Source organism: Trichloromonas sp. (genome assembly GCF_034006665.1).
In the GTDB taxonomy this organism is placed as follows: Bacteria; Desulfobacterota; Desulfuromonadia; order Desulfuromonadales; family Trichloromonadaceae; genus Trichloromonas.
This window is the reverse complement of record NZ_JAVESI010000069.1, coordinates 1-10,115: the sequence shown is the minus strand read 5'-3', so window position 1 is coordinate 10,115 and position 10,115 is coordinate 1. Positions and strand designations below refer to the sequence as shown.

At 54.0% G+C, this 10,115-nt stretch carries 18 protein-coding genes and 1 pseudogene; all 19 read right to left on the bottom strand.

Features of this window, described 5'->3' with window-relative positions:
• Window positions 1–220 precede the first annotated feature (220 nt).
• A pseudogene (gene rplQ, locus RBR25_RS16775) lies at window positions 221–574 on the bottom strand (50S ribosomal protein L17); the annotation flags it as partial.
• 38 nt (window positions 575–612) lie between these two features.
• Window positions 613–1,629, bottom strand: coding sequence for a DNA-directed RNA polymerase subunit alpha (locus RBR25_RS16770; RefSeq protein ID WP_432820693.1), 1,017 nt, complete (start codon window positions 1,627–1,629; stop codon window positions 613–615).
• 42 nt (window positions 1,630–1,671) lie between these two features.
• Complete coding sequence (gene rpsD, locus RBR25_RS16765; RefSeq protein WP_432820692.1) at window positions 1,672–2,301, bottom strand: 30S ribosomal protein S4; 630 nt, start codon at window positions 2,299–2,301, stop codon at window positions 1,672–1,674.
• 21 nt (window positions 2,302–2,322) lie between these two features.
• Complete coding sequence (gene rpsK, locus RBR25_RS16760) at window positions 2,323–2,718, bottom strand: 30S ribosomal protein S11 (RefSeq protein ID WP_432820691.1); 396 nt, start codon at window positions 2,716–2,718, stop codon at window positions 2,323–2,325.
• Between the two features lie 11 nt (window positions 2,719–2,729).
• On the bottom strand, window positions 2,730–3,098 hold the full coding sequence (rpsM, locus tag RBR25_RS16755; RefSeq protein ID WP_432820690.1) for a 30S ribosomal protein S13: 369 nt from the start codon (window positions 3,096–3,098) through the stop codon (window positions 2,730–2,732).
• Between the two features lie 21 nt (window positions 3,099–3,119).
• Window positions 3,120–3,233 carry a 50S ribosomal protein L36 gene (gene rpmJ, locus RBR25_RS16750; RefSeq protein WP_291317053.1) on the bottom strand — a complete coding sequence of 38 codons (114 nt, stop codon included), beginning with the start codon at window positions 3,231–3,233 and terminating at the stop codon, window positions 3,120–3,122.
• Window positions 3,234–3,314: 81 nt separating this feature from the next.
• On the bottom strand, window positions 3,315–4,061 hold the full coding sequence (gene map, locus RBR25_RS16745; RefSeq protein WP_432820689.1) for a type I methionyl aminopeptidase: 747 nt from the start codon (window positions 4,059–4,061) through the stop codon (window positions 3,315–3,317).
• The gene (locus RBR25_RS16740) at window positions 4,058–4,717 is read right to left on the bottom strand and encodes an adenylate kinase (RefSeq protein WP_432820688.1); all 660 of its coding nucleotides are present in this window, start codon (window positions 4,715–4,717) and stop codon (window positions 4,058–4,060) included. Before RBR25_RS16740 ends, map begins: the two co-directional genes overlap by 4 nt.
• A gap of 12 nt (window positions 4,718–4,729) precedes the next feature.
• Window positions 4,730–6,040, bottom strand: coding sequence for a preprotein translocase subunit SecY (gene secY, locus RBR25_RS16735; RefSeq protein ID WP_432820687.1), 1,311 nt, complete (start codon window positions 6,038–6,040; stop codon window positions 4,730–4,732).
• Between the two features lies 1 nt (window position 6,041).
• Window positions 6,042–6,482: a 50S ribosomal protein L15 gene (gene rplO, locus RBR25_RS16730; protein ID WP_432820686.1), complete on the bottom strand. Its 441-nt coding sequence runs from the start codon at window positions 6,480–6,482 to the stop codon at window positions 6,042–6,044.
• 11 nt (window positions 6,483–6,493) lie between these two features.
• Window positions 6,494–6,679, bottom strand: a complete 186-nt coding sequence (gene rpmD / locus RBR25_RS16725; protein ID WP_432820685.1) for a 50S ribosomal protein L30 — start codon at window positions 6,677–6,679, stop codon at window positions 6,494–6,496.
• Window positions 6,680–6,700: 21 nt separating this feature from the next.
• Window positions 6,701–7,195, bottom strand: coding sequence for a 30S ribosomal protein S5 (gene rpsE, locus RBR25_RS16720; protein WP_432820684.1), 495 nt, complete (start codon window positions 7,193–7,195; stop codon window positions 6,701–6,703).
• Between the two features lie 17 nt (window positions 7,196–7,212).
• Complete coding sequence (rplR, locus tag RBR25_RS16715; protein ID WP_432820683.1) at window positions 7,213–7,581, bottom strand: 50S ribosomal protein L18; 369 nt, start codon at window positions 7,579–7,581, stop codon at window positions 7,213–7,215.
• 26 nt (window positions 7,582–7,607) lie between these two features.
• Window positions 7,608–8,147: a 50S ribosomal protein L6 gene (gene rplF, locus RBR25_RS16710; protein WP_432820682.1), complete on the bottom strand. Its 540-nt coding sequence runs from the start codon at window positions 8,145–8,147 to the stop codon at window positions 7,608–7,610.
• Between the two features lie 26 nt (window positions 8,148–8,173).
• On the bottom strand, window positions 8,174–8,572 hold the full coding sequence (gene rpsH / locus RBR25_RS16705; protein ID WP_432820681.1) for a 30S ribosomal protein S8: 399 nt from the start codon (window positions 8,570–8,572) through the stop codon (window positions 8,174–8,176).
• A gap of 23 nt (window positions 8,573–8,595) precedes the next feature.
• Complete coding sequence (locus RBR25_RS16700; RefSeq protein ID WP_092054115.1) at window positions 8,596–8,781, bottom strand: type Z 30S ribosomal protein S14; 186 nt, start codon at window positions 8,779–8,781, stop codon at window positions 8,596–8,598.
• Between the two features lie 24 nt (window positions 8,782–8,805).
• Window positions 8,806–9,345: a 50S ribosomal protein L5 gene (rplE, locus tag RBR25_RS16695; RefSeq protein ID WP_432820680.1), complete on the bottom strand. Its 540-nt coding sequence runs from the start codon at window positions 9,343–9,345 to the stop codon at window positions 8,806–8,808.
• A 12-nt stretch (window positions 9,346–9,357) separates the two neighbouring features.
• Window positions 9,358–9,687 carry a 50S ribosomal protein L24 gene (rplX, locus tag RBR25_RS16690; protein WP_432820679.1) on the bottom strand — a complete coding sequence of 110 codons (330 nt, stop codon included), beginning with the start codon at window positions 9,685–9,687 and terminating at the stop codon, window positions 9,358–9,360.
• Between the two features lie 27 nt (window positions 9,688–9,714).
• Complete coding sequence (gene rplN, locus RBR25_RS16685; protein ID WP_092054123.1) at window positions 9,715–10,083, bottom strand: 50S ribosomal protein L14; 369 nt, start codon at window positions 10,081–10,083, stop codon at window positions 9,715–9,717.
• Between the last annotated feature and the right edge of the window lie 32 nt (window positions 10,084–10,115).

Here is a 10,115-nt window from a genome sequence, read left to right as displayed (position 1 = left end):
CAGCTAACGGTTCCCGTCATCAGGGTCCGTAGAGGACTTTCACCTCCAAGTCAACGATTGACCACCACGATCAATCATCTGGTGCTTACGCACCACGCGCCATGCCTGGCGCACCAAACAAAAAAGCGGGGAGCCTAAACTCCCCGCTTTCATATGCTTTCATACCCAATGGATAACTGATGTGGAACCGAAACTAAGACTGGGACGACGGGACACCGGCCTCTTCGACCAACTCAATGATGGATTGGGAAGCATTATCCCCGAGACGGTTGCCAAGTTTGATAATCCGCGTATAACCACCGGGACGGTCCTGATAACGGGGAGCAAGCCGCTCGAAAAGCTTGGCCACAACCTTACGATCACGAACCACCTGCAGAGCCTGACGCCGGGCATGAACATCGCCACGCTTGCCGAGTGTAATCATCTTTTCCGCAACTTTACGCAACTCCTTAGCACGGCAATCGGTGGTAGTGATCTTCTCATGGTCAAGGAGGGAAGTCACTAAGTTGCGCATCATCGCCGATCGGTGGCTGGAGTTTCGCCCGAGCCGTCTTCCGCTTTTATTGTGACGCATGGTTCTGTGGTCCTTTCTTCGTTATTCTAAACAAGGAATCAATCTTCCTCGTTGCCCTTTTGAATCATTTTGAGATATTCAGGATCGGGGAAATTTTCCAGTTTCATCCCAAGGGTCAAACCCATCTCAGAAAGAATGTCCTTAATTTCATTCAGGGACTTACGACCGAAATTTTGGGTTTTGAGCATTTCCGCTTCGGAGCGTTGCACCAGATCACCGATCAGACGAATATTGGCATTCTTTAGGCAGTTGGCACTCCTTACTGAAAGTTCAAGCTCATCGACACTACGGTAAAGGTTTTCATTTATCTTGCCCGTAACTTCGCTGATCTCCTCTTCTACCGGTTCCGCTTCCTCATCGAAATTGATGAAGATCTGAAGCTGCTCTTTGATGATTTTCGCAGCGAAAGAAAGGGCGTCGTCCGGCCGAACACTGCCGTCAGTGAAGACTTCAAGAGTCAACTTGTCGTAGTCAGTAATCTGCCCGACGCGAGCGTTGGTTACTGTGAAATTAACTTTCGTGATAGGAGAAAAGATCGCGTCAATCGGAATTGTTCCAACCGGAGCCCTTTCGTCGCGATTGCGATCAGCAGGGACATAGCCTTTCCCCAGAGCAACAACCATCTCCATCTCTACATCGCCTTCCTGAGAACAAGTGGCGATATGATGCTCAGGATTAAGAATCTCAACATGACTGTCGGTAATAATGTCGCCGGCGGTAATCACGCCGGCCCCTTTTTTCACAATCCGGATATTACGACTCTCGTTGCCGTGCAGACGCAGCAGCACCCCTTTGAGATTGAGAATAATATCCGTAACGTCCTCGGTGACGCCGGGGACGGTTGAGAACTCATGAAGAACCCCTTTGATGCGCACGGAAACGATAGCTGCCCCCTGCAACGAGGAGAGCAGAACGCGGCGCAAAGAGTTACCCAAAGTCGTGCCGAAACCCCGCTCAAAGGGTTCGGCGTAGAACTTTCCATAAGACTCGGAAAGGGTTTCCGACTCAATCTGGAGACGCTTGGGCTTAATGAGGTCTCTCCAGTTTTTATACATTCGTATCCTCCCTAATGAGGTTACAGTTAAAGCCCAACCGGACTACTTAGAGTACAATTCGACGATGAGATGCTCCTGGAAGGCAGGAGTCGTCATCTCTTCACGAACCGGCAAGGTTTTAACGACCCCCTTGTAGGCCGCACGGTCAAGCTCGACCCAGGAAGGAAGACCACGGCGCATAACCCCATCGAGAGCTTCGTTGATGCGCGCAACCTGACGGCTTTTTTCACGCAGCTCGATGACGTCGCCGGGACGAACGAGGTAGGAAGGGATATCGACGCGACGGCCGTTCACGAGGAAATGCCCTTGGCGAACCAGCGAACGACCCTCGTTACGGGAAGAAACAAAACCCATTCGATAGACCATGCTGTCAAGACGACGCTCCAGTAACACCAGAAGGTTTTCACCGGTAACGCCCTTCATGCGGTCTGCCATATCGAAATAGGAGCGGAACTGTTTTTCAAGCAGGCCGTAGGTGCGTTTAACACGCTGCTTTTCACGCAACTGAGTTCCGTAATCCGAAACCTTGATGCGCCCCTGACCGTGCTGCCCAGGCGCATAGTTACGACGCTCAACGGCACATTTGTCGGTATGACACCTGTCCCCCTTCAGGAACAATTTCGTATTTTCCCTTCTGCACATGCGGCAGACGGAACCGGTATATCTAGCCAACGTTCAACCTCCTTGTAAGGTTTAGACTCTTCTGCGCTTGGGGGGACGGCATCCGTTATGAGGAATCGGAGTGACATCCTTGATCAAGGTAATATTGAGACCCGCTGCCTGCAAAGCACGCAAAGCCGACTCACGTCCGGAGCCCGGCCCCTTGACATTAACCACGACATTACGAAGCCCATGCTCCTGGGCTTTCTTCGCGGCATCCTCGGCGGCAACTTGGGCGGCGAAAGGAGTACTCTTCCGCGAGCCCTTGAAACCGCGTCCACCAGCCGTGGACCAGGAAATCACATTGCCGCTGATATCCGTGATGGTCACGATCGTATTGTTGAAAGTCGCCTGGATGTGCGCCACACCATTAGCGATATTCTTTTTTTCTACTTTTTTTCTGACTACTTTCTTACCGGGCTTAGCCATGGTTCCTCCAGTTATTTCTTCTTACCGGCGACAGTCTTGCGCGGTCCCTTCCGGGTACGGGCATTCGTCTTGGTCTTCTGCCCGCGCACGGGCAGACCACGACGATGCCGCAATCCGCGATAACAACCAAGGTCCATGAGACGCTTGATGTTCATCGAAACCTCGCGCCGCAGATCACCTTCAACCTTGCTTTCCCGGTCAATAATTTCGCGAATCTTCGCCACTTCAGCTTCAGTGAGATCATCGGTCCGGGTATTGAGATCAACCCCGGCCTTGCTCAGGATCTCCTGGGAAGAGGAGCGGCCGATGCCGTAGATGTAGGTGAGCGCCACCTCAATCCGTTTATTTCTTGGTAAGTCGATACCAGCAATACGTGCCAATTTCCATTCCTCCTAATCCAGTTATCCCTGCCTCTGCTTGTGCTTGGGGTTTTCACAGATGATCCGGACAATCCCCTTGCGCTTAATCACCTTACACTTGTCGCAGATTGCCTTCACCGAAGCGCGGACTTTCATTGTCTAATCCTTTACTCATCAAGTTGATCACCAACAACTTACTGACATAGGTCTTTCGAGAGCGTTTGCCCTGAATCCTGTCTACAAAGCGGTCAATATTTCTGGGCCATGACTGGTCACAGCAATCGTGTGCTCGAAATGAGCCGAAGGACGACCATCCACCGTCACCGCCGTCCAACCATCCGGAAGGACTCGGACATCCGGGACACCGGCATTGATCATCGGCTCTATCGCCAAGGCCATCCCCTCTCGCAAGCGCGGCCCTTGGCCTGGTGCTCCAAAATTAGGGATTTGCGGGAGTTCATGCAACTGCCGCCCAATACCATGGCCGACAAATTCCCGAACAACGCTGAAGCCTTCTTTTTCGACACAGCTTTGCACCGCATGGGATATATCGGAAAGGCGATTTCCAACCAAAGCCGCGGCAATCCCCACAGCAAGAGATCGCTGCGTCACTTCCAAAAGCCGCTCTTTTTCCTCGTCAATACGGCCAACGGGGACGGTAATAGCCGAATCACCGTAAAAACCGGACTTCACGACGCCGAAATCGACACTTAGAATATCCCCTTCGCACAACGGATGGGAATCGGCAAAACCATGAACGACTTTTTCATTGGGAGAGGAACAGATCGTAAAAGGGAACCCACCATATCCCTTAAACGCCGGACGAACACGCCGACGCTTACATTCAGCTTCGGCAAACTCATCCAGTTCCCGGGTTGTGACTCCGGGTTTAATCCGCTCACGAAGCAGATTGAGAATCTCTGCGACTATCCGCCCCGCATCACGCATCAGCAGAAGCTCGGCGCGGGACTTGAGAACGATCATCTGCGTGCCTGCTCTTTGCCTAGATGAGCCAAGATGGCTTCCTGCACAGCATCCATGGAAAGCATTCCGTCGACTTCAGTAAGCAGTCCTGCCTGGCGATAATAGGCGATCAGAGGCGAGGTCTGCTCGTCATACACATTGAGCCGACGCCGAATCGTCTCCTCGCGATCATCGTCACGCTGCAGAAGTTCACCACCACATGCGTCACATACACCACTCACCTTGGGAGGAGCAAACTTCACATGATAGCCGCGCCCACAATCACGGCAAGTACGACGCCCCGTCAGACGCTCCACCAAAACCTCGACGTCGACTGCGAGAGAGACGACAGCATCGAGTAGGCGCCCAAGAGAAGACAAGGCCTCGGCCAAGGCATCGGCCTGGGGAACCGTCCGGGGAAATCCGTCCAGAATGAAGCCATCTTTGCAGTCATCCTGCTGAAGACGTTCGCGAACAATACCGACGACAACCTCATCCGGTACCAAGGCACCCGCATCCATATAGGATTTGGCTTTCAACCCCATCGGCGTACCGTCCTTGACTGCGGCCCGAAGAATGTCTCCGGTAGATATCTGCGGAATACCGTAACGATCCATGAGCATTTTGGCCTGCGTTCCCTTGCCTGCTCCGGGAGGGCCCAGTAAAATCAAATTCATAGCACAGAATCCCTAGCCATGACGGCCTTTAAGAGTCACACCCTTCATGAAACCTTCATACGATCGGGAAATCAGATGGGCTTCGATCTGAGAGGCGGTATCCATACCCACACCAACCACGATCAGCAAGGAAGTGCCACCAAAATAAAAAGGCAGACTGAACTCACCGATAAGAATAGTGGGCAAAACGCAAACCGCGGAAACATAAATGGCGCCAGCAAAAGTCAACCTACCCAGTACCACATCGATGTAGTCTGCCGTTGGCTTACCTGGGCGGATACCGGGGATGTAGCCCCCCTGTTTTTTCACATTTTCAGCGACATCAACGGGGTTGAATGTCACAGCCGTGTAGAAGTAACAGAAGAAGATGATTAATGCAACGAAAAAAAGGTTGTAGAGCCATTGGTCAGGAGTCATCATCCCTGCGAGAGTCTGAACCCAGGTAACATCGACCAGATTGGCGACCGTCGCAGGAAACATGATAATCGAGCTGGCGAAGATCGGCGGGATAACCCCGCTCATGTTGACCTTAAGCGGCAAATGACTGGTCTGGCCGCCGTAATTACGCATCCCGACCACCCGCTTGGCATAATGAATCGGCAGACGACGCTGCCCCCGTTCCATGAAGACAATGGCCCAGATGACAGCGACCATCAAAACCAGGACGGCAATACCGACCAGCGGGGTCAGCGCCCCGGTACGGAACAGACGGGCCGAGTTGACGATGGCTGCCGGCATATTGGCAACAATCCCGGCGAAAATGATCAGAGAGATCCCGTTGCCGATACCACGCTCGGTAATCTGCTCCCCTAACCACATGATGAACGCCGTCCCTGCCGTCAGGGTAATAACCGTCAGAAGAATAAAGCCCATCCCCTGGTCGGGAACAACCAACTCCCCGGCCGGACCACGCATGGTCTGCAGACCGATGGCGATGCCGGCCCCCTGAATGATCGAAAGCAGCACCGTCCCGTAACGAGTCCAGCGGGTCAGCACCTTACGCCCCTGCTCTCCCTCGTTCTTCAGCCGCTCGACGGGCTCAAAGACCACGGCCAGCAACTGCAATATGATGGAGGCGCTGATATAAGGCATGATGCCCAGCGCAAATACCGTCATCCGCTCGAGAGCGCCACCGGTAAAGGCGCTGACCAACCCCAGCAGGTTACCTTCGATCCCCTCGAACAATTTGGCCAGCACCTGTGCATCGACCCCAGGCGTAGGCACATGACAACCCACCCGATAAACAGCCAGCATGCCCAGGGTGAAGAGGATACGCCTCCTGAGTTCAGGAATACTGATGATGTTCTGGATGGCTTTTATCAATTTAGAGGACCTCGGCCTTGCCGCCGGCCGCCTCGATCTTTTCCTGGGCCGACTTGCTGAATTTATGGGCCTGCACCGTCAGTGCCTTGGTCAGTTCACCATCCCCGAGAATCTTGATTCCGTCTTGGAGATCCTTCACTAGGCCAGCCTTGCCGAGAGCGGAAAGGTCAACGACGCTGCCCGCCTCGAAAAGATCGAGATCACGCAAATTAACCAGAGAATAAACCTTTTTCTCCAGAGGGGTAAAACCTCGCTTGGGTAGACGCCGCTGCAAGGGCATCTGTCCGCCCTCGAAACCGGCCTTAACGCTCCCCCCGCTGCGCGCCTTCTGACCCTTGTGACCCTTACCTGCGGTCTTACCCGTACCCGAACCATGACCGCGGCCGATACGCTTGCGATTTTTTGTAGAACCGTATGCCGGTTGCAGATTACTCAGATCCATATCCATCTTCCTTAACGGCAGTCTTCAACTTCGACCATGTGGGATACCTTGCGAATCATTCCGCGAATTTCCGGAGTGTCCTTGAGGCATACCGTCTTATGCAACTTGGTCAGACCGAGTCCCTTGAGGACTCGCGTAAAATAGGCGTCGCGGGCGATGCCGCTCTTCTTCAATGTCACCTTGATCTGATCGGCCATGATCTTCTCCTTATCCGCCATTTATTCGGCGGTCGCCTGCAGGCCGCGGCGATCCATGATTTCCTGTGCGCTCTTGAGCTGCGCCAGGGCATTAACGGTCGCCTTGACCACATTATGCGGGTTGTTTGAACCAAGACATTTGGAGAGGATATCGCCGACGCCAGCCACCTCCAAAACCGCGCGAGCGGCGCCACCGGCAATGACACCGGTACCTTCGGAAGCCGACTTGAGCAGAACCTTCCCGGCGCCGAACTTACCCAGCACATCAAAGGGAATGGTCCGCCCGCGCAGAGGAACCTTGATCAGGCTTTTCTTGGCCTGCTCGACCCCTTTTCGGATCGCCTCAGGAACCTCTTTGGCCTTGCCCAGTCCGTAACCGACATGTCCTTCTCCGTCGCCTACCACCACCAAGGCGGAGAAGCTGAATCGACGGCCACCCTTAACGACCTTCGCGCAACGGTTGATATGAATGACGCGGTCGTTCAAGTTCAGTTCATTGGGATCGATGCGATGCAAAGAACTCCTCCTTTGACTTAGAAAGACAGGCCGGCTTCACGAGCAGCGTCGGCAAGAGCCTTGACGCGACCATGATACAGGAAACCGTTGCGGTCAAAAACCACCTGCTTGATATTCTGTTCCAGAGCCTTCTTGGCGATGGTCTGACCAACGGCCTTAGCAGCCTCGACATTACCGGTATACTTCACGCCTTCGGCCACATCCTTGTTCGCGGTGGATGCCGTGGCCAGAGTGCGCCCGGTCACGTCCTCGATGAGTTGCACATAAATATGCCTGGCACTGCGGAAGATACACAAACGAGGACGCTCCAGGGTCCCACGGACCTTCTTCCTCACCCGAACCTGCCGCTTCGCACGGGCATCACGTCTTTGCTTTGCGACGTTCACTATCGTTCTCCTTGGCCTTGTATCAATTATTTCTTCCCGGTCTTGCCAGCCTTGCGCAAAATCCGCTCTTCAGCGTACTTGATTCCCTTGCCTTTATAGGGCTCAGGAGCGCGGAAAGAGCGGATCTTGGCGGCAGTCGCCCCGATCAGTTCCTTGTCGATCCCCTTAAGGGTAATCTTGGTCTGCTTTTCAACTTCAGCATCAATCCCCTTGGGCAGAGGATACTCAACGGCATGGGAATAACCCAGGGCCAGGTTGAGAACCGATCCCTTCATTTCGGCGCGATAACCAACGCCGTTGATCTCCAGGACACGTTCATACCCCTTGGTGACACCCTCGATCATATTGGCGACCAGGGTACGGGTCAATCCTTGCAGGGAACTGTCCGCGCGACCTTCCTGGGAACAACTAACCTGGAGGCTGTCCGCCTCGACGGAAACACCGACCTGCGCGGGGATCCGCCGATTGAGCTGTCCCTTGGGGCCCTGCACACTGATCGTCTCTCCGGAAAGGGAGACCTTCACTCCGCCCGGAATCGTAATAGGTTTCTTTCCGATTCTCGACATCTCTTATAAACTCCTTCCCCGGATCCTTACCAGACGGTGCAGAGGAGCTCACCGCCCACCTGCGCCGTGCGTGCGGCCGCATCATCCATCAGACCCTTGGAAGTCGACAGAATGGCGCACCCGAGACCGTTTTTCACCATGGGGATCTCGTCCTTCCCCACATAGATGCGACGGCCGGGGGTTGATACCCGCTTGATTTCATGAATGACGTGCTGGCTCTCCTCATCGAACTTGAGATAGATCCGCAACACGCCTTGCTTGTCGTCGCTGATGGTTTTGAAATTCTTGATATATCCAAGATCCTTAAGCACCGAAGCCAGAGCCTCTTTGATTTTGGACGACGGGACGTCCAATTTCGGATGCTTCGCCAGGCCCGCGTTACGAATGCGGGTCAGCATGTCCGCGATAGGATCAGTCATTGCCATGGATGCAGCTCCTTAATGTCTCTTTACCAACTCGACTTGATAACGCCGGGAAGTTTCCCTTCCGACGCCAGCTTGCGCAGGCAAATACGGCACATGTCAAATTTGCGATAATACGCCCGCGGACGACCGCACAGAGGGCAACGGTTGTGCTGCCGGACCCCGAACTTGGTTGGCCGCGAAGCCTTTATCATCATCGATTTTTTTGCCACTAGCTCCTCCGCTCTCCGTCTGACTTACTTCCTAAAAGGCATCCCCATGGCCGCCAGGAGGGCGCGACCCTCTTCATCGGTTCGGGCCGTGGTGACGATGGTCACATTCATCCCTTTGACCTTATCGATCTTGTCAAAATCAATCTCGGGGAAAATGATCTCTTCGCGAATGCCGAGGGTATAGTTGCCGCGCCCATCGAACCCCTTGGGAGAAACGCCCTTGAAGTCACGCACCCGAGGTAGCGCGATGTTGATCAGGCGATCAAGAAACTCGTAAGCACGGGCGCGACGGAGAGTGACGCGGCAACCGATCGGCATCCCTTCCCGCAGCTTGTAGGTCGCAATGGACTTTCTTGCCTTGGTGATAACCGCTTTTTGCCCGGCGATGTTGGTCAGTTCCTCAACCGCCGATTCCAGAATCTTGATGTTCTGAATGGCCTCCCCGAGACCCATGTTCACAACCACCTTCTCAACCCGGGGGACTTCCATCACATTGCCAAGCTGCAAGTCCTTTTTAAGTTGCGGGACCAGCTCGACCTGGTATTTATCTTTCAGTCTTGCCATGGAAATCCTCCGTTACTTGTCCACAATCTCGTTACACTTCTTGCAGAAACGCACCTTGCGCCCATCCTCCAGAATTCGCGTCCCGGTCCGGGCCGCCTTGCCGCAGGCACTGCAGAGAAGCAGTACGTTGGAAGCATCCAAGGGGGCTTCTTTCTCAATGATGCCGCCATCCTGATTGGCCCGCGAGGGCCGGGTGTGGCGCTTGACTACATTCAATCCTTCTACCGTAAGCCGGCCCTTCTCAGGAAAAACCCGGGCAACCTTGCCCGACTTGCCCTTCTCTTTGCCGGCGATGATCATCACCATGTCGTTTTTTTTGACATGAAGGTTTTTAGCCGCCATCTTCGTATATCTCCCAACTAATCTTTTTTAAAGGACTTCAGGCGCCAGTGAAACAATTTTCATAAAGCGCTTGGCGCGGAGTTCACGGGCGACGGGTCCAAAGATTCGGGTACCGATGGGCTCCCCCCCGGCATTGACCACCACGGCGGAATTCTTATCGAAGCGAATGAACGAACCATCGGGGCGGGGTACCTCCTTGGCCGTTCTCACAATAACGGCACGCACCACATCGCCTTTCTTGACCCTGGAATTAGGCAGGGCTTCCTTAACGGAACAGATAATGATATCTCCAAGACCGGCATATTTGCGTTTGGAGCCGCCGAGCACCTTGATGCAGCAGAGCTTCCGGGCGCCGGAATTGTCCGCGACATCAAGCATGGTCTGCATCTGGATCATGGCTTGTATCTCCTAAACGGTTACATGTTTTT